Origin of the sequence: Solwaraspora sp. WMMD792, from assembly GCF_029626105.1 — a bacterium.
Classification (GTDB): domain Bacteria; phylum Actinomycetota; class Actinomycetes; order Mycobacteriales; family Micromonosporaceae; genus Micromonospora_E.
On record NZ_JARUBH010000009.1, the window covers coordinates 4,553,313 to 4,575,731 of the forward strand.

At 72.5% G+C, this 22,419-nt stretch carries 20 protein-coding genes; 12 read left to right on the plus strand and 8 right to left on the minus strand.

The window, feature by feature from the left end; genetic code table 11:
• Nucleotides 1-78 precede the first annotated feature (78 nt).
• Complete coding sequence (locus O7629_RS21205; protein ID WP_278171251.1) at nucleotides 79-1,122, plus strand: hypothetical protein; 1,044 nt, start codon at nucleotides 79-81, stop codon at nucleotides 1,120-1,122.
• A 76-nt stretch (nucleotides 1,123-1,198) separates the two neighbouring features.
• Here the strand turns inward: O7629_RS21205 and O7629_RS21210 are convergent, their stop codons facing one another.
• The 3 genes from O7629_RS21210 to O7629_RS21220 are packed head-to-tail and all read right to left on the minus strand — an operon-like array spanning nucleotide 1,199 to nucleotide 3,643.
• Nucleotides 1,199-1,663, minus strand: a complete 465-nt coding sequence (locus O7629_RS21210) for a hypothetical protein (RefSeq protein ID WP_278171252.1) — start codon at nucleotides 1,661-1,663, stop codon at nucleotides 1,199-1,201.
• A complete protein-coding gene (locus O7629_RS21215; RefSeq protein ID WP_278171253.1) occupies nucleotides 1,638-2,327 on the minus strand; it encodes a sigma-70 family RNA polymerase sigma factor in 690 nt (229 codons plus the stop codon). Before O7629_RS21215 ends, O7629_RS21210 begins: the two co-directional genes overlap by 26 nt.
• Nucleotides 2,324-3,643 carry a S8 family serine peptidase gene (locus O7629_RS21220; protein ID WP_278171254.1) on the minus strand — a complete coding sequence of 440 codons (1,320 nt, stop codon included), beginning with the start codon at nucleotides 3,641-3,643 and terminating at the stop codon, nucleotides 2,324-2,326. The genes O7629_RS21215 and O7629_RS21220 overlap by 4 nt, the downstream gene beginning before the upstream one ends.
• Nucleotides 3,644-3,772: 129 nt before the next feature.
• On the opposite strand from O7629_RS21220, the gene O7629_RS21225 reads away from it, so the two are divergent.
• Together O7629_RS21225 and O7629_RS21230 are read left to right on the plus strand one after the other, a co-directional pair.
• Nucleotides 3,773-6,493 carry a CHAT domain-containing protein gene (locus O7629_RS21225; RefSeq protein ID WP_278171255.1) on the plus strand — a complete coding sequence of 907 codons (2,721 nt, stop codon included), beginning with the start codon at nucleotides 3,773-3,775 and terminating at the stop codon, nucleotides 6,491-6,493.
• Nucleotides 6,494-6,602: 109 nt separating this feature from the next.
• A complete protein-coding gene (locus O7629_RS21230; protein WP_278171256.1) occupies nucleotides 6,603-8,306 on the plus strand; it encodes a cellulose binding domain-containing protein in 1,704 nt (567 codons plus the stop codon).
• 133 nt (nucleotides 8,307-8,439) lie between these two features.
• On the opposite strand, the gene O7629_RS21235 is transcribed toward O7629_RS21230, so the two are convergent.
• Nucleotides 8,440-8,916 (minus strand): DUF5980 family protein, encoded by a 477-nt coding sequence (locus O7629_RS21235; RefSeq protein WP_278171257.1) that lies wholly within the window; start codon nucleotides 8,914-8,916, stop codon nucleotides 8,440-8,442.
• Nucleotides 8,917-9,270: 354 nt separating this feature from the next.
• Here O7629_RS21235 and O7629_RS21240 point away from each other — a divergent pair, with 354 nt between their 5' ends.
• The 5 genes from O7629_RS21240 to O7629_RS21260 all read left to right on the plus strand — a co-directional run bounded on the left by O7629_RS21240 (nucleotide 9,271) and on the right by O7629_RS21260 (nucleotide 13,927).
• Entirely contained in the window at nucleotides 9,271-9,852 is a 582-nt protein-coding gene (locus O7629_RS21240) for a hypothetical protein (protein WP_278171258.1), read from the plus strand.
• Between the two features lie 226 nt (nucleotides 9,853-10,078).
• A complete protein-coding gene (locus O7629_RS21245) occupies nucleotides 10,079-10,603 on the plus strand; it encodes a DoxX family membrane protein (RefSeq protein WP_278174612.1) in 525 nt (174 codons plus the stop codon).
• Between the two features lie 143 nt (nucleotides 10,604-10,746).
• Entirely contained in the window at nucleotides 10,747-11,631 is an 885-nt protein-coding gene (locus O7629_RS21250) for an ABC transporter substrate-binding protein (RefSeq protein WP_278171259.1), read from the plus strand.
• 111 nt (nucleotides 11,632-11,742) lie between these two features.
• Nucleotides 11,743-13,269, plus strand: a complete 1,527-nt coding sequence (locus O7629_RS21255; RefSeq protein WP_278171260.1) for a catalase — start codon at nucleotides 11,743-11,745, stop codon at nucleotides 13,267-13,269.
• A gap of 106 nt (nucleotides 13,270-13,375) precedes the next feature.
• A complete protein-coding gene (locus O7629_RS21260; RefSeq protein WP_278171261.1) occupies nucleotides 13,376-13,927 on the plus strand; it encodes a Uma2 family endonuclease in 552 nt (183 codons plus the stop codon).
• A gap of 34 nt (nucleotides 13,928-13,961) precedes the next feature.
• Here the strand turns inward: O7629_RS21260 and O7629_RS21265 are convergent, their stop codons facing one another.
• Together O7629_RS21265 and O7629_RS21270 are read right to left on the minus strand one after the other, a co-directional pair.
• Nucleotides 13,962-14,486: a hypothetical protein gene (locus O7629_RS21265; RefSeq protein ID WP_278171262.1), complete on the minus strand. Its 525-nt coding sequence runs from the start codon at nucleotides 14,484-14,486 to the stop codon at nucleotides 13,962-13,964.
• Nucleotides 14,479-15,837, minus strand: coding sequence for a molybdopterin-dependent oxidoreductase (locus O7629_RS21270; RefSeq protein ID WP_278171263.1), 1,359 nt, complete (start codon nucleotides 15,835-15,837; stop codon nucleotides 14,479-14,481). Before O7629_RS21270 ends, O7629_RS21265 begins: the two co-directional genes overlap by 8 nt.
• 115 nt (nucleotides 15,838-15,952) lie before the next feature.
• Between O7629_RS21270 and O7629_RS21275 the strand changes: the two genes are divergently transcribed.
• Entirely contained in the window at nucleotides 15,953-17,020 is a 1,068-nt protein-coding gene (locus tag O7629_RS21275) for an NAD-dependent epimerase/dehydratase family protein (protein WP_278171264.1), read from the plus strand.
• A 17-nt stretch (nucleotides 17,021-17,037) separates the two neighbouring features.
• Here O7629_RS21275 and O7629_RS21280 read toward each other — a convergent pair whose 3' ends face one another.
• Nucleotides 17,038-18,438, minus strand: a complete 1,401-nt coding sequence (locus O7629_RS21280) for a hypothetical protein (protein ID WP_278171265.1) — start codon at nucleotides 18,436-18,438, stop codon at nucleotides 17,038-17,040.
• Between the two features lie 144 nt (nucleotides 18,439-18,582).
• On the opposite strand from O7629_RS21280, the gene O7629_RS21285 reads away from it, so the two are divergent.
• From O7629_RS21285 to O7629_RS21295, 3 genes are read left to right on the plus strand one after another with little or no spacing between them, the layout of a single operon-like run.
• On the plus strand, nucleotides 18,583-19,257 hold the full coding sequence (locus tag O7629_RS21285) for a glycosyltransferase family 2 protein (protein WP_278171266.1): 675 nt from the start codon (nucleotides 18,583-18,585) through the stop codon (nucleotides 19,255-19,257).
• Nucleotides 19,254-20,018 carry a DUF2064 domain-containing protein gene (locus tag O7629_RS21290; RefSeq protein ID WP_278171267.1) on the plus strand — a complete coding sequence of 255 codons (765 nt, stop codon included), beginning with the start codon at nucleotides 19,254-19,256 and terminating at the stop codon, nucleotides 20,016-20,018. Before O7629_RS21285 ends, O7629_RS21290 begins: the two co-directional genes overlap by 4 nt.
• Nucleotides 20,015-20,689, plus strand: coding sequence for a class I SAM-dependent methyltransferase (locus tag O7629_RS21295; protein ID WP_278171269.1), 675 nt, complete (start codon nucleotides 20,015-20,017; stop codon nucleotides 20,687-20,689). Before O7629_RS21290 ends, O7629_RS21295 begins: the two co-directional genes overlap by 4 nt.
• A gap of 4 nt (nucleotides 20,690-20,693) precedes the next feature.
• Here the strand turns inward: O7629_RS21295 and O7629_RS21300 are convergent, their stop codons facing one another.
• A complete protein-coding gene (locus tag O7629_RS21300; RefSeq protein WP_278171270.1) occupies nucleotides 20,694-22,361 on the minus strand; it encodes a glutaredoxin domain-containing protein in 1,668 nt (555 codons plus the stop codon).
• Nucleotides 22,362-22,419: the final 58 nt, after the last annotated feature.

The following is a 22,419-nucleotide window of genomic DNA, read 5'->3' on the forward strand; positions in this document are numbered from 1 at the left end:
CTCTCGGTAGAGGTATCCACCCCGCGCGACCGTGACCGTCACGGTCTGCCTTCCACACCCCTACCTCGGGAGGAACCTTTGTCCACGCGACTGACGCAACGCGTACGTCGATCAACGCTCGCCCTGGTAACCGCTGCCGCCGTAGCGCTGCTGCTGCCGGTCACCTCGGCAGGAGCGGCAGCCCTCGACCGGTCGACCGGCAGCGGTGCAGCCGGCACGGCCGCCGACGTCTATATGATGGACAACTCGTCCGACGTCGGACTCCAGCCGCACAACATCGGTTCGATCTGGCAGAGCCCAGACATCAAGGTCTGCAACACCGCCGTGGAGTGTGCGGTCAGCCAGAACCCGATCATCGGGCAGACCAACTACATCTTCGTCAAGCTGCGCAACCCCGGACCGTACGGCAACCCGGTGACCGAGCAGGGTGAACTCCACGTCTACCGGACCACCCCGGGCGGCGGCGCGTCCTGGCCCACTGACTGGACCGAGATCGGCTGGACCTCGGTGTCGGTCGCCCCAGGCATCACCACGGTCACCATCCCGTGGAACGGGGTCCCCGGGCCGGGGCACTTCTGCCTGCTCACCCGGTGGGTCTCCGCCAACGACCCGATGACCGTCGAGGGCCCGGACACCCCGCAGAACACGCGAAACAACAACAACATCGCCTGGCGCAACGTGGACTCGGTGGCGCTGGCACCCAACGGGCCGACCGAGGTCCGGCCGTTCGCGATCGGCAACGTCCTGCGGGAGCCGACCCGCAACAGCGTGGTCTTCAACGAGGACGGCGCGCCGCTGCGCACCGCCGGTGGCCGACTCGTGGTGGATCTCGGGCCGACGTTGTTCGCGCGCTGGGTCGAGGGCGGAATGGCTGGCAAGGGCATCCGGGAAGCGGGCCGCAACCGGGTCGAGATCGTCGATCCGGGCCAGGCCAGCCTGGACAACCTGATGCTGCGCGGCAACGAGCGGCTGACCATGCGACTGCTGTTCACCGCCACCAAGCCGGTCGAGAAGCCGATCGCCGTACTGGTGACGCAGTTCGGCCCGGACATCGACGGCTCCGACCGGGCCGACCTGGGTGGTGTGCGTTACGACGTGACCGTCAGCAAGCAGGACCGTTAGCCACCTCGCAGGGCAGGGACGGAGGTGGCGTCCGGGACCCGTGACCTCCGTCCCGCCGAGGTCCGGATCTGCTGGCTCAGCGCAGGCTGACCCAGCAGGTCCGGACCTTGTACGTCGCGGTGCTGGCCCGCAGCTGCACCGGGCCGGTCGGCGGTACGCCCATCGAGAAGAACCCAGCCTCGTCCACCGGCACGTCCTCGTACTGCCCGGCGGCGGACCGGGCGCTGAGCCGGCCCGGCGCGGCCGGCGAGAGCTGCCCCACCACCCCGCTCGCGGCGACCTCGACGGCGAGAACCACCGGGCCGGACCGGAAGGTCAGGGTCCGGTCGGTACCGCCGGACCGGGTCGACCCGGCTGGCTCCAGGTCACAAGCCGAGTCGAAGGTCAGCTCGGCGACCGCCAGCTCGGCGTCGACGGTCCGCCAACTGAACGCGGCCAGTGCCGCGGCCAGGAAGTGCTCCGGCACCGGTCCGGAGTCACGCAGGGCGGCACCCAGCTCGATCAGCAGCTCGTCGTCACTGTGTGGTGGCCACTGCCGCATCACGTTCACCTCCGTTCCCCTGCTTCTCCCCGGGCGGGCCGATCCTGACGTACGGGGCGAGGGCTGGGCAGTTGCGCAGCTTCGCCAGGCATCGGGCCTGGGTCGGACCGACGCTTCCAGTGGGCATGCCGAGTTGCTCGCCGATCTCACGGTAGCTGGCCGGCGGGTCGGCGACGAGTAGCGCGAGTAGTTCCCGGCAGCGCGGCGGCAACTCGGCGAACGCGTCACGCAGTGCCTGGCGCCGCTCGTCCCGGAGCAGATCCTCGTCGGGAGTCGTCGGGTCGACCAGCCGGAAGACACCGACATGCGCGTCGGTCGATTCATCGTACGGGTCGAACGGCTGGGTACGCCGACCGAGCCGCAGCATCCGGTGACACTCCCGTCGGGTGGTGGTCACCAGCCAGGCGGGCAGTGCGTGCGACTCGCGCAGCCGGCCCAGGTGCTCGACCAGCCGCAGCCAGACGGTCTGGTTGACGTCGGCGGCGTCGGCGTGGCCGAGTCCGTAGCTGCGGATCACCGTCGCCACCAGCGGGCCGTACCGGTGGACCAGCGCGGCCCAGGCAGTCTCGTCGCCGGCGGCGGCAGCGGAAACCAGGTCGGGGACGGTAGCCGGCGCCGGATCGGGAGCAGGCGCCGGATCGGGAACGGCGTCGGGACTGCTCATCCGACCAGCACGCCGTAGTCGGGGTGCCAGGCCGGGCCGGCGGTCAGCACCGCCGCGGCTGCCGCCGCGTCCAGCCCGGCGCTGGTCATCAGGGCGGCGAGCCGGCCGGAGACGTGGCCGGTGGCGAAGGAGGTGCCGGCCCAGGCGGCGAAGCCGTCGAAGTGCAGCACCGGCTGGCCGGGCAGGACCATCTCCCCGTCGACGTACGTGCTGGTGCGGTCGCCGTACGCGCTGGCGTCCACCCAGGAGCCGTAGTTGCTGTAGTCGGCCGGCACCGGGACGCCGTCGGTCGCGTCGAGGGCGGCGACGGCCAGCACCCCGGGCAGCGCCGCCGGCCAGGACGGGCGGCTGGTGCCCGCGTTGCCGGCGGCGGCGACCACCTTCGTCGTCTTGGGCAGCGCGGCGAGGGCGTTGGCCAGCGGCAACGGCGGCTGGTCGTGCTGCGTGAAGTAGCCGAGGGAAAGGTTGATGACCGACACCTGCTGGCCGAGCCGGCCGATCGCGGCGATCAGGCTCTCCTCGTCGCCGATGCCGTTGGCGTCCAGTGCGGACTCCGGGTCGACCCGTACGCCGGGGGCGGCCTGCCGTACGACACCGGCGACGAAGGTGCCGTGCCCACCCTGCAGAGCCAGTTGGGTGCCGCCGAGGTACAGCGGGTCCTCGTCGTCGGGCTCCGGCAGGTAGCTGCCGCCGAGCCAGTCCGGGTGCACGTCGCCGGCCAGCCGCCAGATGCCGGTGTCGCAGACGCCGACCGTGACGTCGGCCCCTTCACCGAGCCGGGTCGGGTCGGGCGGAGGCAGCGCGGCCGCTACCCGTGGTGGTCCACCGGGGTTGCCCATGATGTTGCCGAAGCCGAGCAGGACGTGGTGTGGCTGCACCTGCGGGGCCCGCCCGCCGGGCCACTGGCGCGGGTCGCGGAGCTGGTCGACCACGGCCGGGATGTCGGTCTCCCGGTCGAAGCGCAGCCGGCCGACCTGAGCGAAGCCGTCGTCCTCGGTGACCTGGTGGCCGTCGGCGCGCAGCCGGGCCGTCACCCGCTCGACGTCGGCCGGGGCGACCAGTAGTTGCCGGGGACGGTAGAGGAACTCCTTACCGGCTGCCGCGGTGTACCGCCGTACCGCCGGGTGGGCGGCCAGGATCTCCCGGAACGCCCGTTGGTAGCTCTGGTCGAGGGACCGGTCGGCGGGTCCGGGCGTGCCGGCCCGGCCGGTCGGGTGCGACCAGCCGGTCGCCGGACCGAGGGGCAGCAGCGCGGCGGCCAGCGCGGACCATCCCATCAACCGCCGACGGGAGACCGGCCCGGGGAGACCCGGCACGGGGTGACGGTGGTCGGGCGACACCTGACCCTCCAAGCGGGTAGGAGACGGGGCCGGCACCACGAGGGCGACCACAGAAGGTTACGGGACCGACACGATAATTTCAAAGGATAGTTATGTGTCAATTAAGTGACTGGCGTCCGGGTGCCGGCGTTGACCTGGATGCACGGGTGGGGAATTCTCTGTCTCGTGACCGAACGCGCCGATTCCGGTGTCGACCTGGCACAGCGGGCCCTGGACACCGTCCAGCGCTACCCACACGAGGCCATCTCGATCGCCCACCGGGTGCTCGCCGACGCGCCCGACGCCCGCACCCGGTCCACTGCGGAACGCGCTATCGGGCTGGCGTTACGCGAGCTCAACGACCTGACTGGCGCGGCACACCACCTGCGCCGGGCGGTACGGGCCGGGGACGACGCCCGGCTACGGGCACTTGCCCGGATGAGCCTCGGCTACGTACTGGCCAGTGCCGGCCGGACCACCGCCGCACTGCGGGTCGTCACCCTGGCCCTGCCGCAGCTGACCGGCGCCGACGCCGGCCGGGCCCGGATGCAGCGCGGCGTGGTGCTGCACTACCGGGGCCGGTTCGACGAGGCGGTCCGCGACTACGACCAGGCGGTGGAGATCGCCCGCCGCGAGGGCGACCTGCTACTGGAGGCGCGCGCCCGCAACAACCGAGGGCTGCTCAACGCCCACCTCAACGCCCACCTCGATGCCGACACCGACGACGACCTGAACCGCGCCGCGACCATCTTCAGCCAGCTCGGGCTGGACCTGGCCGCCGCCGACGCCCGGTGGAACAGCGGCATCGCCACCGGACAACGCGGCGACGTGGCCGGCGCGCTGCACTGCTTCGCCGAGGTCGACAACGAGTACCGCCGACTCGCGGTGCCCCGCCCCGCGCTGCTGCTGGACCGCTTCGAGCTGCTGCTGTCCGTACCGCTGATCGACGAGGCGGTCGCGGTGGCCGAGACCGCCGTGACCGAGCTGCGCCGGCTCGGGATGGCCTCGGACCTGGCCGAGGCGCTGCTCGCCCAGGCACGGGCCGCGCTGCTCGCCGGCGACCTGGCCACCGCAGCCGACACCGCTGGGGCGGCGCGTAGCCGGTTCCGACGGCAGGGCCGGCGGGCCTGGGCAACCCTCGCCCGGCACGTCGAGCTGCGGGCCGGGTACGCCCGGGGCACCCGGTCCCCCGCACTGCTCGCCGCGATGATCCGTACCGCCGACCAGCTCGACGCCACCGGCTGGCCCGGACCGGCGTTGACCAGCAGGATCGAGGCCGCCCGGCTGGCCACTACGCTGGGTCGGCACAGCCGGGCGGTCGAGCTGCTGGAGATCGCCGCTGACGCCCGGCGGCGGGGTACCGCGCCCCGCCGGGCCCAGGGGTGGTACGCCCTGGCGTTGCGCCACCGGCTGGCCGGCGACGAGTCCGGGGCGGCCCGTGCGCTGCGCCACGGTCTGGCCGTACTCGACGGGCACCGCGCCTCGCTCGGCGCTACCGAGCTGCGGGCCAACAGCGGGACGTACGGCAAGGAGCTGGCCGCCGAAGGCCTGGACATCGCCATCCGGCGGGGCGCGCCGGCGCAGGTGCTGACCTGGGCGGAACGCTGGCGGGCCAACGCGCTGCGGATGCGGCGGGTCTCACCGCCACCGGATCCGGACCTGGCCACCGCGCTGACCGAGCTACGGATGGTCAGCGCCGCGCTGGAGGACGCGCTGCTGGCCGGCAACCCGGTGCAGACGCTGCGCGGCAGTCAGGCCCGGCTGGAGCAGCGGATCCGGGAGCTGGCCCGAGGGGTCAACGGTGGCGGCGAACTGCTCGCGCCGCCCGGGGTCACCGACCTCGCCGCGGCGCTCGGTGCCGCCGTACTGCTGGAGCTGGTGGCGCACGGCGAACGGCTGCTCGCGGTGCTGGTCCGCGACGGCCGGCCGACGCTGCACGATCTCGGGTCGCTGACCGACGCGGTACGGGTGGCCCGGCTGCACCGGTTCGGGTTGCGCCGGCTGGTCACCACCGGCGACAGCGCCGACGCGCGGGCCGGGGTGCGGCACACCGCCGGCGTGTTGGACCGGCAACTGTTCGATCCGGTACGCGAGCTGATCGCCGACCGTCCGCTGGTGATCGTGCCGATCGGCGACCTGCACGCCGTACCGTGGTCGGGTCTGCCGACCTGTGCGGGCCGGGCGGTGACCGTGGCGCCGTCGGCGACGGCGTGGCTGCGGGCCGCCGGCCGGCGCACCGGCGGGGCAGACCCGCGGCCTGCCGGGGTGCAGCCTGCCGGCGGGCCGGCGGTGCTGGTGGCCGGGCCGCGGTTGCCGGCCGCCGAGACCGAGGTACGGCAGCTCGGTGCGGTGCTGCCCGGCTCCCGCACGCTCACCGGTGCCGCCGCCACTGCCGACGCGGTGACCGGGGCGCTCAACGGTGCGCGGCTGGCGCACATCGCCGCGCACGGGCGGTTCCGGGCGGACAACCCACTGTTTTCCACACTGGAGCTGGCCGACGGACCGCTGACCGCGTACGAACTGGAGCGGATCACCAGCCCGCCCGGTTGTGTGGTGTTGTCGGCCTGTGATTCCGGGCTGGCCGGGGTCCGCCCCGGCGACGAGGTGATGGGCTTCACCGCGGTGCTGCTGGCGCTGGGCACCCGCTGCCTGATCGCGACGGTGCTGCCGGTGCCGGGCGAGCTGACCACCGCGCTGATGCTGGAGCTGCACCGCGAGATGCTGGCCGGACATGCTCCGGCGGTGGCGCTGGCCCGGGCACAGCAGGCGTTCGCCGCCGGGCCGGACGGTGCGGCCGGGGCCCGGCACGCGACCGCCGCCGCGTTTGTCTGCTTTGGCGCCGACTAGCCACCAACCCATTGACACGTTTCGTTGTATCGTTCGAAACTTATCGCTGTGACATCCGCGATCTTCGATCGATGTCGCGACCATCACCTAGCCAGAAGGGAGAGCCCTGGTGACCATCAGCTCGGGCCGCTCGATGATCCGTCCGGCGGTCGTCGTGCTGTCCACAGCAGCCCTCGCGGTCGCTGGAGCCATGACAGCACTGGCGGGAACCCACACCGCCGACGCCGCCGTCGGCAGCCTCGCCTTCGCCTCGAACGTCGAGGACGAGGGCGCCGACTGCCCCGTACCCAATCCAGGTTCCTTCAGCCCCAACTCCCGACTTCCAGATCCGTTCCGAAAGATCGACGGTTCGCGGATCACCACCAAGGCCGAGTGGGTCTGCCGGCGGGCCGAGATCCGGGAGCAGGCCGAACGGTACGTCTACGGTGACAAGCCGGCCAAGCCGGCCACCGTCACCGGCACCGTGACCAGCTCCACCATCACGGTGAACGTCTCGCACAACGGCCGCAGCTCCAGCTTCTCGGCCGGCGTCCAACTGCCCAGCGGATCCGGACCCCACCCGGCCGTCATCGTCTACGGTGGATTCGGCGCGGACACCGCCACCATCCGGTCCGCCGGTGCCGCCGTGATCAGCTTCGACCCGTTCTCCGTCGGCCAGGAAGGCACCGGACGCAGCAACAAGCAGGGGGCGTTCTACAGCATCTACGGATCGTCCAGCAGCACCGGACTGCTGATGGCCTGGGCGTGGGGGGTCAGCCGGATCATCGACGTCATCGAGCAGTCCGGCGGCAACATCCTGCGGACCGACATCGGCGTCACCGGCTGCTCCCGGTTCGGCAAGGGGGCCTTCGTGGCTGGCGTCTTCGACCAGCGGGTGGCGCTGACCATGCCGATCGAGTCGGGCAGCGGCGGCGCGCCGGCCTTCCGGGCGATCGCCCAGGAAGCCGGGGCACAGCCGCTGAGCAGCGCGTACGGCGAGCAGCCGTGGCTCGGCGACGCGTTCGGCTCGTACACCGGCAACCCGGCCGGCCTGCCGGTGGACACCCACCAGATGGTCGGCATGGTCGCCCCACGTGGCCTGTTCATCATGGAGAACCCGCACATCGACTGGTTGGCAGCCCAGTCCGGCAGCGTCGCCGCGCTCGGCGGCGCCGAGATCTACCGGGCACTTGGAGCGTACGAGAACATCACCTACTGGTCCGCCGTCTCCGACGGCAGCCACTGCGCCAGCCGGTCGGAGTGGCGCACCCCACTGCAGCAGCACATCCAGAAGTACCTGTTGAACACCGGCAGTGCGGCCGGCACCTTCCGGATCGCCAGCAACAAGTCCGGCAACCTGGCCCAGTGGCGGGACTGGACGACGCCGACCCTCGCCGACGGCCCGACCACTCCGCCACCGACGACCGTTCCGCCGACAACTCCGCCGCCCACGACTCCACCGCCGACCACCCCGCCACCTACGACTCCGCCACCGACCACCCCGCCACCGACCACCCCGCCGCCCACGACCCCGCCACCGGCTGGCGGCTGCACGGCGACGGTGTCGGTCAACCAGTGGCCGGGCGGCTTCGTCGCCACCGTACGGGTGACCGCCGGCTCCTCGCCGGTCAACGGCTGGTCGGTCACGATGGCCCTGCCGTCGGGTGCCAGCGTGACCAACGCCTGGAACGCCAGCCGCAGCGGTAACAGCGGCACCGTCCAGTTCAGCAACGTCAGCTACAACGGCAACATCGGTGCCGGCCAGTCGACCGAGTTCGGCTTCCAGGGCACCGGTACCGGCACCGGCATGACCCCCGCCTGCTCAGCCGGGTAGTCCGCCTACGGATCCAGTGCGGACCCCGTCGCGGGTGTGGTCGGCGACAAGCCGGCCACACCCGCGGCGAGGTCCTCGCTTGTGGCGCCTGGATCAACTCACCCGAGGTCGCGGACGACCTGCAGCGAGCTGATCAGAGCCCACACCCCCACCGCTCCTGGATCTTGATCACGATCGGCATGCGCTGGGTCACCACGCCGTCCGACAGCGTCATCTCGGCCCGGTACTCCCCGAAGTCCAGCGGCGGCAGGGTCATCGCCACCCAGGCGATGCCGACGTACCGGTCGCCGTTCGACCCCGGCGGGATCGGAACCGGCAGGCCGTAGTCCGTACCCTCGGGCAGACCGTGCATGTCGACGTGCAGGGGCGTCGACCACGACCCGGCGACGAATCCAACGAAGTACGTGAAGTTGGATACGTTGGCCGGGAGACAGGCGCGCTGCTCGTAGTCGGACAGATGCCAGGTCGCCTGCGACGTTCCGGCGGCAGGGGCCGGCGCCGCCGAACTCGCGCCACCGGCCGCCGACGCGGTCGATGGACTGATCGCCAAGGTCAGCGCCAGGCCGGTTGCCACGGCGAGCGCCATCTTGACCGAGCGGGACAATCTCACGATGAGCCTCCTTCGGTGATCCTGCCTTGGACGACCTCCAACCCCAGAACCCGGTCCACACCCGGTTCGCCGCCCCTTGTGCACGGAGTATCACGTGGATACTCCTCGAACACCACGCACCTCTTGGGTATCCCCTACCTCCCGAGATTCATCGATGTTGCTGAATTGGGTCCGGCCGTGCTGAAATGACTCACATCGCCGCAGCGCGGGGGCAACCGCACTGAGAACGGCCAGCCGGGAGCATCGCGGTGTCGGCAGCGCCCCCTGGCAGACGCCCGCACCCGCACCGCCCGACGGCATCATCCACGGTGGTCTGTCAGCGCAACGGATTCGGCGACGAGGTGAGAAGTGGTCATGGTTTCCCGGGAGAGATTCGCGAGGTGGTACCGGAACCGCTTCGTCTGGGTGGGGGTGATCCTGCTGGCGACGTCGGCCAGCGTGGTGGTGTTGGTCAACTCGGCCGGCCCGGAACTGGCACCGGCGGATCTGCGCGGGCAGATCATGACCCGGATGCGCGCCACGCTCGAACAGGCGGACCCGGAGCAGCACAACCACGCCGGACACATCGTGCAGGCGGCCAACGGGGACGAGCCGGCACCGACGGTGATCTGCGGGGTCCACGTCTACGGCCACGAGCCGGCCGACGTCGACAAGCTCGCCGACGTGCACACCGTCTACGGTTTCCACCTGTGCGGGGTCGCCGGACCCGACCGCCCCTGGGACGTCGCTCCGAAGCTCGCCGGTCCGGTGATCATGGACCTGTCCACCGAGCCTCCGGGCATCCAGGTGGTCGAGGCCACCGCCGAGATCATGTTCGTTGACCGGCTGCGACAGATGTTCCCGCCGAAGTACGCGGAGCTGGCGATGAAGGAGGCCCTGGCCGAACCGGAGATGGCCGATCTGCGCCGCCGGTACGACGCTGCAGCCGGACTCTGACCACGCCGAACGGAGCGCCGACGGCGCCGACGGACGTCCCGTGGTGGTCGGGACCAAGGTCCCGGCCACCACGGGTGTTCCGCCTCAGGCGCCGGGAACCGCCAACGCGGGAAGCTGATCTCGTCACAGCGAGATACGAGTCGCGGAGGCGACGATGACCACCACCCAGCACACCAGCCACCGGTCGATCGAACGGCCCCTCGAGCGCGCCGAACTCCCCGGCGCGATGCTGACCACCACCGCCGCCCGGGCCCTGGCCGTGCTGCGGATCTCCACCGGGTTCGTCTTCCTCTGGGCGTTCCTCGACAAGACCTTCGGCTTCGGCTTCGCCACCCCGGCCGAGCGGGCCTGGGTCAACGGCGGCTCGCCGACCAAGGGCTTCCTCTCCTCGGTCGAGGTCGGCCCGCTGCAGTCGTTCTTCCACTCGATCGCCGGCACCTGGTGGGCCGACACCCTGTTCATGACCGGTCTCGGTGCCATCGGCATCGCCCTGATCGCCGGCATCGGGCTGCGCGTCGCCGCCGCTTCCGGCGCCCTCATGATGGTGTTCATGTGGCTCGCCGAGTTCCCGCTCGACCGCGTCACCGCCAGCGGCGAACCCGCCCACGCGACAAACCCGCTGGTCGACTACCACATCGTCTACGCGGTCGTCCTGGTCGTCCTCGCCGCCGCGTACGCCGGCCACACCTGGGGTCTCGGCCGGCTCTGGGCGAAGCTGCCCTTCGTGCAGCGCAACCGCTGGATGATCTGACCTTCCCTCCCCCCACCGGTGTGCCGGACCGCTCCCCCGCGGTCCGGCACACCGGTGTCTGACGTACCCGACGTCGGATTCCCAGGCTGGGTCGATCCCCGGCGCAGTGGCTCTGGGAGCTCAAGCCGGCGGACAATGATCTGATGCGCCTGGTGTCGTTACTACCGTCGGCGACGGAGATCGTCTACGCGCTCGGGCTGGACCACGATCTCGTCGGGGTGACCTTCGAGTGCGACGAGCCGCCGACCGCCCGCCGGGACAAAGCCGTCGTCGTCGGTGGCCGGGACACCCGGGGCATGACCCCGGCGGAGATCGACAGCTACGTCAAGGGCCGGATGGCTGCCGGGGACGACCTGTACACGCTGCACGCCGATGCGCTGGCCGACCTGGCACCGGATCTGATCCTCACCCAGGACCTGTGCCGGGTGTGCGCGCTGCCGTCCGGCCAGGTATCCGACGCCCTCGACTACCTCGGCTGCCGCGCCGACGTGCTGTCGCTCGACCCGTACACCCTCGACGAGGTGCTCGACACCATCGTCGCGGTGGGCGACCGGACCGGCGTACCGGATCGGGCCGGCGTGCTGGTCGCCGGGCTGCGCCGCCGGCTCGCGGCGGTGGCCGCCGCGGTCGCCGGTGCCGACGCACCCCGGGTGGCGGTGGTGGAGTGGGTCGACCCGCCGTTCACCGCCGGCCACTGGGTGCCCGACCTGGTATCGGCGGCCGGCGGCAACCCGGTCGCCGCCCGTCCCGGTGCCCGCTCGACGCAGACCACCTGGGACGCCTTCGCCGCCGCCGACCCGGACGTGGTGCTGGTGGCACCGTGTGGTTTCCATCTCGACGGGGCCGCCCAGCAGGCCCGGGTGGTCGCGGACCGGATCCCGGGCGTACCGGTGTGGGCGCTCGACGGGGACTCCCTCGTCGTCCGGCCCGGACCCCGGCTGATCGACGGGGTCGAAACCATCGCCGCCGTACTGCACCCCGACCGGGTGCCGGCCGCACCGGCCGGCACCGCCACCCGCGTCGCCTGATCTGGAATCCGGTGTCGGACCCGGCGGCCACGCACGCAGGGCTGAGATCTTCGTTGGCTGGGTAATAGGTGCCAGCAGCGCACGGACTTGCCGCCGACCCGAGGAGAACTCGTGACCGACCAGCGACAACGCCCACCGACCACCACCGACGCCGGGGTGCCGGTCGCCAGCGACGAACACTCGCTCACCGTCGGCCCGAACGGCCCGCTGCTCCTGCAGGACCACTACCTGATCGAGCAGATGGCGAACTTCAACCGGGAGCGGATCCCGGAGCGGCAGCCGCACGCCAAGGGCGGCGGTGCGTTCGGCGTGTTCCAGGTCACCAGCGACGTCAGCGCGTACACCCGGGCGGCGGTCTTCCAGCCCGGCACCGAGACCGAGGCGATCGTCCGGTTCTCCACCGTCGCCGGGGAGCGGGGCAGCCCGGACACCTGGCGTGACCCACGCGGCTTCGCCGTCAAGCTGTACACCAGCGACGGCAACCTGGACATCGTCGGCAACAACACGCCGATCTTCTTCATCAAGGACCCGATGAAGTTCCAGCACTTCATCCGGTCGCAGAAGCGCCGGGCCGACAACAACCTGCGCGACCACGACATGCAGTGGGACTTCTGGACCCTGTCGCCGGAATCCGCGCACCAGGTCACCTGGCTGATGGGCGACCGGGGCATTCCGCGTACCTGGCGACACATGAACGGGTACGGCAGCCACACGTACATGTGGATCAACGAGCGGGGCGAGAAGTTCTGGGTCAAGTACCACTTCAAGACCGACCAGGGCATCGAGTTCTTCACCCAGGACGAGGCGGACCAGATGGCGTCGGCCGACACCGACTACCACCAGCGGGACCTGTTCGAGCACATCGCCGCCGGGCAGTTCCCGTCCTGGACGCTGTACGTGCAGGTGATGCCGTTCGAGCAGGCCAGGACGTACCGGTTCAACCCGTTCGATCTGACCAAGGTGTGGCCGCACGGCGACTACCCGCTGCACGAGGTCGGCCGGCTGACCCTGAACCGCAACGTCACCGACTACCACACCGAGATGGAGCAGGCCGCGTTCGAGCCGAACAACGTGGTGCCCGGCACCGGGTTGTCCCCGGACAAGATGCTGCTGGCCCGCGGGTTCAGCTACGCCGACGCACACCGCGCCCGGCTCGGCGTCAACTACCGGCAGATCCCGGTCAACTCGCCGAAGGTGCCGACACACAGCTACTCCAAGGACGGCGCGATGCGCGTGCGCAACGTCACCGACCCGGTGTACGCGCCGAACTCGTACGGCGGACCGCAGGCGCAGCCGAATCTCACCGACGACGGCGGCACCTGGTACGCCGACGGCGAGATGGTCCGGGCGGCGTACTCGTCGCACGCCGAGGACGACGACTGGGGTCAGGCCGGCACCATGGTCCGCCAGGTGCTCGACGACGCGGCTCGCGACCGCCTGGTCGACAACATCGTCGGCCATCTGCTCAACGGGGTGAGCGAGCCGGTGCTGCAACGCGCCTTCGAGTACTGGCGCAACGTCGACAAGAACATCGGCGACCGGGTGGCCGCCGGAGTGCGGGCCAAGCAGGATGAGAAGGACCCGAAGGCGGCCAAGCAGGCCAATCCCGCCCGGTCCAGCATGCAGGCCAAGGCCTGACCCATGGCGGTACGGCGGACCGGCGGGCCGCCGTACCGCTCGGCGCGGCGCCGGTCCCGCCTGGTGTTCACATGTCCACCGCGAGGCAGCCCGTTAGGATGCGAGCATGAGTTCAGAGGCTGTCGGCAGGCACATGCCCCCGATCGTAAGTCTCGACGACCTCACCGCGATGATGGCTGCCGACGAACACCACCGGTACGAGATCAGCCCCGACGGAGTCCTCTCGATCATGCCACCCCCGGGGTACGCCCACGCGATCATCGCGACCCGGCTGATGGTGTGGCTCGCCGCAGCCGGTGTCCCCACCGATCAGATCGCACAGGCGGTGGGACTACGCATCCCCGGCCGCGCCGGCATCGGCGGGCGCATCCCCGACCTTGTCGTCTGGAGCAAACCTCAGGCCGATGCGGTCTGGCTGCCGGTCGCCGACGTACTCCTCGTCGCCGAGATCGTCTCACCGGGCTCCGAAGGCACCGACACGGTGACCAAACGCAATGAGTACGCGGCAGCTGGCATCCCCCAGTACTGGGTGGTCGACCAGGACACGGCTCAGACCGTGACCGTGCACCGGCTGGACGGCGACCACTACGCCGTACAGGCAACCATGCCGCTCGCCTGGCTCCTCAACACCAGCCCGGCCGAGCACGGCCTCGGCTGATCCCGGTCGGGGTACTTCGACCCGACGCTGTGGATCATCGGCGGTCCCGCGACCGGACGCGGTACAGGCGGACGGCGAGCCACAGCCCGCTGACGGCGAACATCGCCGCGCTGGCCAGCAGCCAGCGAGTCAGGTACGGCTGCTGGGTCAGGCCGGTCGCGGCGGTGAACGTGCCGCCGCCGAGCTGCAGAATGCCCGGCAGGTAGACGACGAACAGCAGCGCCGACCCGAGCGCCGGCACCCGGACATGGTTCACCACGGACAGCCGCGCCGGGCGGCTACCGTTCCCGGTGGCCGCCTGGGTCGCGGTGGTGGACCGGGTCGCGGTGAGCAGCGCCCGGTCGGCGGCCGCGTAGACCGGCCACATGACCAGGTCGTGCACGATCACCGCGGCCACGAACCAGATCAGCATCCGTACGGCGGTCGTCTCGTCGGCCAACCTCAGCACCACCCAGCCGGTGACCGCGAAACAACCCACCAGCACCAGCAGGTGCCACAGCGGCGCCCCGTAGCCGGCCCGGAACCGGGCGGCCACCGTCTGCGTGCTCCGGTCACCCATCGCCGTCACCGTCCCCGCTGAACTCGATGGTCGCCACCCATTTGGTGCAGTGCACGCCGGGCAGGGCCGGCACGATGATCCGGGCCGGGAATCCGTGGTCGAGCGAGAGGTCGACCCCGTTGACCCGCAACGCCAGCAGCGAGTCCGGGTCCAGCACCTGGTTGGCCTGCAGGGTCGCCTTGTTGAACAGGCCGCCGCGCTGGATCGAGGTGACCCGGGCCGACGCCGGCTCGGGCACCCCGGCCTCAGCGGCCAGGTCGCGTAGCCGTACCCCGGTCCAGGTCTGCAGGGTCGACCAGCCCTCCACGCAGGCGATCGGCAGCCGCGCGGTGTGCGACGGCAGGCCGAGCAGCTGTTCCCGACTCAGGCTCACCACCCGGTCGTCGTCGCCGCGCAGCTCCAGGCGCCAGCCGTCGCCGGTGTCGGCCGGCCCGATCCCGGCCGCGGCGGCGGTCCGGTTGACCGGGAAGCCGTTCGGCCCGTCACCGGCCGGCCGACCACGGGGCAGCAGCAGAGCGAGCCGCCGCCACGGACCGTCCAGGCTCTGCCCGACGGTCAGCACCGCCAACAGCAGCGACCCGCCGCCGACCAGGGCGAGCGCACCCCGGCGGCTGATCGTGGCGGGCGCGGGGCGCGGGGCGACCAGGCCGTCCGGGTCGGGCGGCTCGGGCCGGGTGTCGGCCCGCGAGGTGCGCAGTTCGGCACGCAGCGACCGGGACCGCAGCGCGGTGACCATCCGGGGCAGTTTGACTACGACGTGGACGACGAGCGCGGCGGTGAACACCCACGCCCCGAAGTAGTGCGCGGTGTAGAAGTCGAACCCGAACAGGTACGCGTACTGCACGTTCAGCACACCGGTGACGGTCTGGAACAGGATCCCGCCGACCAGCAGCAGCAGCGAGACCCGCTCCAGCGCCTGCGCCACCGACCGCACCGGCGGCCAGGCGAACAGTTTCGGGATCACCGACCACAGTTTGGCCAGGATCACCGGGATCAACGCGATCCCCAACGCCACATGCAGGCCCTGGCTGACCCGGAACAGCCAGGACGGGCGGGTCGGCCAGTCGAAGTACGGCAGCCGCAGCCAGCCGACGTCGCGCGGGAACGCCTGCCCGAACTGCGGCCCGTAGGCGATGTAGTCGAGCAGCCCGGTGATCATCACCACCGGCAGGCCGATCAGCAGGACGAGGCCGAGGACCGAGGTCAGCCAGGGGCCGCGCAGCGGGCTGCGCCAGCGGTGGGCAACGTCGAACGGCCCGGCAGAGGCGGGGCCGGCAGAGGTGGGACCGGCAGAGGCGGGGCCGGCGGGGCCGGAGCCGGGGTCCGGTGCCGGATCGGTGGTGGCGGCCATGTACCGGGACGCTAGTTCGCGACGACCCGGTCAGGCCCCGGTTCGACGATTACGGAATTCTGACGGCTGGCCGGAACCGGACCGGCGACCCGCCGGCCGGCCCTACCGTGAGCGGATGCGGATACTGCTCACCGGCGCGGCCGGGTTCATCGGATCGCACATCGCCGACCTGCTGGTCGACGAGGGACACGAGGTGGTCGCGCTGGACGCGCTGCTGCCGCAGGCGCACGGCGACGAGCCACCCGACTGGGTCCGCCGGCACGACCTGGTACGCGGCGACGTCCGCGACGGCGACCTGCTGGACCGGCTGCTGCCCGGCGTCGACGTGGTCTGTCACCAGGCGGCGATGGTCGGCCACGGCCTCGACCCGTCGGACGCGCCGGCCTACGCCGGCCACAACGACTACGGCACTGCGGTGCTGCTGGCCGCGATGCACCGGGCCGGCGTGACCCGGCTGGTGCTGGCCAGCTCGATGGTGGTGTACGGCGAAGGCCGCTACACCTGTGCCGGACACGGCGTCGTCCGGCCGGCACCACGCCGCCCTGACGACCTGGCCGCCGGCCGGTACGACCCCCGCTGCCCGCGGTGCGCCGGTGAACTCCGCTGGACACGGGTGCCGGAGGACGCGCCGCTTGAGCCGCGCAGCACCTACGCGGCGAGCAAGCTCGCCCAGGAGCATCTGGCGGCGGCGTGGGCGCGGCAGACCGGCGGCGGTGGCTGGGCGCTGCGCTACCACAACGTGTACGGCCCCCGGATGCCGCGCGACACCCCGTACGCGGGAGTGGCGTCGCTGTTCCGGTCGGCGTTGGCCGGCGGACGGGCGCCGCAGGTGCTCGAGGACGGCCGGCAGCAGCGGGACTTCGTGCACGTCACCGACGTGGCCTGGGCGAACCTGCTGGCCATGGTCGCCGACCAGCCGGCCGGCATGGTGCCGGTGAACGTCTGCTCGGGTGAACCGCACACGGTCGGTGAGCTGGCCCGGCAGTTGGCCGCGGCGATGGGCGGGCCGGAGCCGGTGATCGTCGGCGGTGCCCGCCCGGCGGACGTACGGCACGTGGTGGCCGACCCGGGCCGGGCGGCGCAACTGCTCGGCTTCACCGCCCGGGTCGGTTTCGCCGACGGAGTGGCCGCCTTCGCCACTGACCCGCTGCGGGAGCCGGCCGCGCTGCCGGTGCCGGCCTGAACCCGGTCAGGAGAAGGTCAGGAGAAGGTCAGCAGCAGGTGGTTGACGGCCAGCGCGGTCGCCGCCTGCCCGGCCAGCCACCAGCGGCGTGTGCCGGCCGGTAGGTGGGCGGTGGCGACCAGCAGCCACACCACGAACGGCAGCCAGATCCGCTCCACCTCGGCCTTGCTCAGCCCGGACAGGTCGGCGGCGAGGATCGCGGCCGCCGCCGTCAGCGGCAGCACGACCGTCGGCCGTGCGGCGGCCCGCAACCCGGTGCGCAGTCGCCGCCAGCGCGGCTCGCCGGCCGCCCCGGTCGGGGCGGCCGGGGTGGCCCGGCGTACCGTCTGCCGGGCCGCGTCGACCGTGCGTCGCAGTGCCGGCCCGACGACCAGGCCGGCGGAGAGCAGCATCGCCGCCAGGTTGGCCCACACCCAGTAGCTATACGGGCGCTCGGCCGCCCAGCCCTGGTAGTACCGCTCGACAACCAGCTGATAGCCCTCCCACCACCAGAAACCGGCGGCGGTGAAGGCGACCACGACGGCCACCACCCCGGTGCCGGCGATCAGCAACGCCGGCAGGAACCGGCCCGGCCGCATCACCAGCACCGCCAACGCCAACGGCCCGACCAGCACGAACCCGTACGACAGGTAGAGCGCGAAGCCGAGCAGCAGGCCGCCGGTGAGCAGCGCCGCCGGGTGGCGGGCGGCCAGCAGGGCCAGCCCGGCGGCGACCACTCCGGTGAACACCCCGTCGCCGGACGAGCCGATCCACACCGCGCCGGGCAGCAGCACCAGGAACGGCAGTACGGTGCGGGCGGCGTCCTCGGCACCGAGCCGGCGCAGCGCCGCCGGCACGCTGACCACCAGCGTCGCGCCGATCAGGATGCAGGCCAGGCCGGCCGCGGTGCCACCGCCGAGGCCGATCCGGTCCAGCCAGACGAAGACCAGCAGCGCCCCCGGCGGGTGGCCGGCGGTGTGCGTGGACCAGGAGCCGGGCTGGAAGTCGATGATCCGGTCACTGAACCCGGCCAGCATCGCCGGGATGCTGGTGATCCGGTGCACCTCGTGCAGGTACTCGGCCTGGTTGGTGAGGCGTTCGGTGACTCCGGCGGTCCAGCCGTCGATCAGGGCCAGCGACAGAATCCAGACCACCGCGGCGAGGTAGCCGACACCGAGCAGTCGGCCCCAGCTGGCGGTGCGCGCCCACCGCATCCCCCAACCGACGACCACGACGGCGACCGCGACGGCGAGCGGCGTGCCCCAGCCGACGTGCGGACGCCAGAACGCGTACAGCGGCGCGGTCTCGGCGTAGAGTCCGACTCCACGCCGGTTGAGCACCACACCGATGACGACGGCGGCGGCGATCAGCGCCAGCTCGACCCCGAGCACGATCAGGTCGGCGCGACCGGACCGCCGGGTGGCGGATTCTGGTGTCATGACCAACGGACGGTACGGCCTGCGCCGGCACCCGGACCGGGCAACGGCCGGACCGTAACCCTCCGGTAAGAATTGCCGCCCGTAAGACTTCCGTAAGCGCGGAACGCCACCCGGTCAGGGGCGGTTCGTCCTAGCGTCGGCGGTATGCCGACACCGATCGACGTGGTGCTGCCCTGCCTCGACGAGGCAGCCGCCCTGCCGGGCGTACTCGCCGCGCTGCCGCCCGGCTACCGGGCGGTGGTGGTGGACAACGGGTCCCGGGACGGGTCCCCGCAGGTGGCCGCCGCGCACGGCGCCCGGGTGGTGCACGAGCCCCGGCGCGGGTACGGGGCCGCCGTGCACACCGGCCTGCTGGCCGCCGAGACCGAGCTGGTCTGCGTGCTCGACGCGGACGGGTCGTTCGATCCGACGGAGCTGCCGGCGCTGGTGCGTCCGGTCGCCGACGGGCACGCCGAGCTGACCGTGGGACGCCGCCGACCGGTGTCGGCGCGGGTCTGGCCCTGGCATGCCCGGGCCGGTACGGCGCTGGTCGCGGCGCTGCTACGGCAGCGCGGCGTACCGCTGCGGGACCTCAGCCCGATCCGGGTGGCCCGCCGCGAGGCGCTGCTCTCGCTCGGGGTCACCGACCGGGCCTTCGGCTACCCGTTGGAGCTGATGATCCGGGCCGCCGGTGCCGGGTGGCGCATCGTCGAGCTGGACGTGACGTACGCACCCCGGGCGGCCGGCACCCGGTCGAAGGTGTCCGGCTCGGTACGCGGCACGCTGCGGGCGACCCGCGACTTCGGTCGGGTGTTGCGCACCGTGGACGGTGCCCGGTGACCGTCCTGCTGGTGATGGCGAAGACACCGGTGGCCGGGCTGGTGAAGACCCGGCTCTGCCCGCCGGCCACTCCCGCGCAGGCCGCCCGGATCGCCACCGCCGCGCTGCTGGACACGATGGACGCGGTCCGTGCGACCGGCGCGGCCGGTGCCGTGACGCCGGTGCTGGCGCTGGCCGGCCGGCTGACCGACGCCGACGCGTACCCGGGTGCCGCTGAGGAGCTGGTCGTGGCGACTGCCGGCTGGCGGGTACTGCCGCAGCGCGGGGACGGGTTCGCCGACCGGCTGGCCAACGCGCACGCCGACGTGGCGGCGGCGTACCCGGGTCGGCCGGTGCTGCAGATCGGGATGGACACTCCGCAGCTGACCGGCGCGGCACTGGCCGCTGCCGTCGAGACGCTGACCGGTGCCGGTGGGGCGCCGACCCAGGCGGGTGGGGTGCGGGCCGGCACCGGCGCGGTGCTCGGTTGGGCGGCCGACGGCGGCTGGTGGGCGCTGGGTCTGACCGATCCCCGGCATGCCGAGGTGCTGCGGCGGGTGCCGATGTCGACCTCGCACACCGGTCGCGACACCTGGTCGGCGCTGCGCGCGCGAGGGCTGCGGGTCGCGCCGCTGCCGGTGCTGCGCGACGTCGACGAGTGGCGCGACGCGCTGGCGGTGGCCGACGCGGTCCCCGGCAGCCGGTTCGCCGGTCAGGTGGCGGCGGTGGGCGTGCCGGCTCTGGCCCGGATACCGGTGCCGGCCGTCGGGGCGCGACGGTGACCGCCAGCGTGCCCGGCCGGTACGCGGCGGACCACGGTTTCGCCGCCGCGCTGCTGGCTCCGGCGTCCGGCGGACACTGGCTGGTGCAGGGTGACGGGGTCCGCTGGCGGCTGCCGGTGGAGCGCTGGCATGGGCCGGTGGAGCCGACGACCGATGCGGTGGTGGCCCGGTGCTGCGGCCCGACCCTGGACCTGGGCTGCGGGCCGGGCCGGGTCACGGTGGCGCTGACCCGGGCCGGGGTGACCGCCGTCGGGGTGGACGTGTCGGCCCGAGCGGTGGCGCTGACCCGGGCCCGGGGCGGGGTGGCGATCCACCGTGACCTGTTCGACCGGCTGCCCGCCGAAGGCCGGTGGCGGCACGCCGTACTGCTGGACGGCAACATCGGCATCGGCGGCGACCCGGTGGCGCTGCTGCGCCGGTGCCGGTCGTTGCTGCATCCGCTGGGCACCCTGCTGGTGGAGCTGGATCCGCCCGGGGTCGGGCTGTGGCGCGGGTACGCGCACGTGGTCAGCACCGCCGCCGGGGGCCGGCCCCTGCTGGGGCCGGCGTTCCGGTGGGCACGGCTGGACACCGACGCGGTACGGGCCGCTGCGGCCGCCGGTGGGCTGACCGTCCGGGAGGTGTTCCGCGACGCCGGCCGGTGGTTCGGCGAACTGGCGGTGTCGCGGTGAGTGGCTACCGCCCGCCGGCCGACACCGCGCCGTCCGACACCGGGCCGTCCGGCAGCGGGTAGCGCAGCACCAGTGAATCGGCCGACAGATTGTGCCGGGCGAGGAACTCGCGTACCTGCGGTTCGACGGCCGGGCCGGTCAGCGCGGCGAACCGCTGGAGCATCGACGCGACCGCGCAGACCACGGCGAGCTCGACCAGCTCGTCGGCGTCGAAGTGGTCGATGGCCGGCTGCACCTGCCGCCGGGGGGTCACCAGCGGCACCTGGGCGGAGAGCCAGGCCAGCCGCAGCGCCGCGCGTTCCCGGTCGTCGAAGACGCCGCCGTCGTCGGCACGGCCGGTGGCGGCGGCCACGCAGCGGTCGATCCGGGTCACCGCGTCCGGCCGGTCCGGTGCGGCGGTGAAGGCGAGGTAGCCCTCGGCAGCGGCCAGGTAGCCGTGGTCCCGGGCGACGGCCGACACCCGGGCCATCAGGTGCTTGAGGTCGGCGGGGATCCGGGAGTGCGGCCGGTCACGCATCAGTTCGACGTACAGGTGACAGTGCCGGCGGCGCTGCGCGGCCGGCCAGGCCCGCACCCAGGCCGGGACGAAACCCAGCTCGCGTTCGGCGTAGGTTTCCGGGTCGCCGACGAGTTCGTCGTAGCCGGCCATCAGCTGCGGCAGGGTCGGCCCGCCGGACGGCAGCTCGTGGTCGAGGTTGCGCGGGTTGGTGTCGCCGACCGCGTGCCGGCCGGCGGCCACGCCCCGGGCACTGGCCGTCGCCGCCCAGTCGCCTTCGATCTCCAGGCCGACCAGGTCGTTGAACACGTTGAGGAAGCCGAACGACGCCACCACCATGGTGAGCGCGTCCATCCTGGCCTGGGCGTCCCCGTCGCCGTGGCGGGCCTGGTCGACGGTGTCCCGGACCTTCGCCAACGCCTGCGGGGTGACGGCGTTGCGGGTGGCGCGGGCCGCCAGGTCGGTCAGGGCGGCTTCGTGCGGCCCGACCGCGCTGTCCGGGTCCGTCGGGCCGGTCGCGCTGTCCGGGTCCGCCGGGCCGGTCGCGCCGGGCACGGCGACGGCGTGGGTCATGCAGTACGAGCAGCCGTGCGCGCGGGACGTCGCGTAGGCGACCTCGGACATCACCGCCCGACCGAGCCGCTGCCCGCCGGTCTGCACGGCCGCCGCGTTCTGGCAGTAGACGAACAGCTTGTACGCTGCCGGCCAGCGGTGCAGGTAGGCGAAGGTGTTGGGCCAGAAGCCGAAGAACCTCCGGTACATGTGCAGGATCGGCCAGGTCTGCGGGTCGGGATCGTGGGTGCCGTCGCTGGTGGGGATGACGGTGGACAGTGCGAGGTCGGCCGCCCCGTGGGCCAGTTCGTCGTCGGTGTGCGCGTCCAGGTCGAGGTCGCCGCGTGGCGGCGCGCCGGTCAGGGCGGCCAGCCGGCCGGTCGCGGCCAGCCGGTCCAGGTCGTCGGCGCTGCCGACGTGGTAGTCGCCGAGGAAGATCTGCGGGACGGTGTACGCGCCGGAGAAGTAGGCGCTGGCGTTCGCGGTGCGGGCGTCAGTGGTGACGTCGTACGACTGGAAGTCGATGCCTTCGCCGGTGAGCGTCCGCTTGGCGCGGGCGCAGAAGACACAGTCGGGCTTGGTGAAGGCGCGCACGGTCGGTCGGGTGGGCAGGGACGGGTGCACGATAGAGCCTCCTCTGGCTGCGGTTACCGGGCCCCGGGGCGCTTCATTGAGCATACAC

What these genes read in the sequence shown, in the direction of transcription:
- O7629_RS21210 (WP_278171252.1), bottom strand. Translation starts at nt 1,663, where the DNA reads ATGCGGCAGTGGCCACCACACAGTGACGACGAGCTGCTGATCGAGCTG.
- O7629_RS21215 (WP_278171253.1), bottom strand. Translation starts at nt 2,327, where the DNA reads ATGAGCAGTCCCGACGCCGTTCCCGATCCGGCGCCTGCTCCCGATCCG.
- O7629_RS21240 (WP_278171258.1), top strand. Translation starts at nt 9,271, where the DNA reads ATGGTTTCCCGGGAGAGATTCGCGAGGTGGTACCGGAACCGCTTCGTC.
- O7629_RS21245 (WP_278174612.1), top strand. Translation starts at nt 10,079, where the DNA reads ATGCTGACCACCACCGCCGCCCGGGCCCTGGCCGTGCTGCGGATCTCC.
- O7629_RS21250 (WP_278171259.1), top strand. Translation starts at nt 10,747, where the DNA reads ATGCGCCTGGTGTCGTTACTACCGTCGGCGACGGAGATCGTCTACGCG.
- O7629_RS21260 (WP_278171261.1), top strand. Translation starts at nt 13,376, where the DNA reads ATGAGTTCAGAGGCTGTCGGCAGGCACATGCCCCCGATCGTAAGTCTC.
- O7629_RS21265 (WP_278171262.1), bottom strand. Translation starts at nt 14,486, where the DNA reads ATGGGTGACCGGAGCACGCAGACGGTGGCCGCCCGGTTCCGGGCCGGC.
- O7629_RS21270 (WP_278171263.1), bottom strand. Translation starts at nt 15,837, where the DNA reads ATGGCCGCCACCACCGATCCGGCACCGGACCCCGGCTCCGGCCCCGCC.
- O7629_RS21275 (WP_278171264.1), top strand. Translation starts at nt 15,953, where the DNA reads ATGCGGATACTGCTCACCGGCGCGGCCGGGTTCATCGGATCGCACATC.
- O7629_RS21280 (WP_278171265.1), bottom strand. Translation starts at nt 18,438, where the DNA reads ATGACACCAGAATCCGCCACCCGGCGGTCCGGTCGCGCCGACCTGATC.
- O7629_RS21285 (WP_278171266.1), top strand. Translation starts at nt 18,583, where the DNA reads ATGCCGACACCGATCGACGTGGTGCTGCCCTGCCTCGACGAGGCAGCC.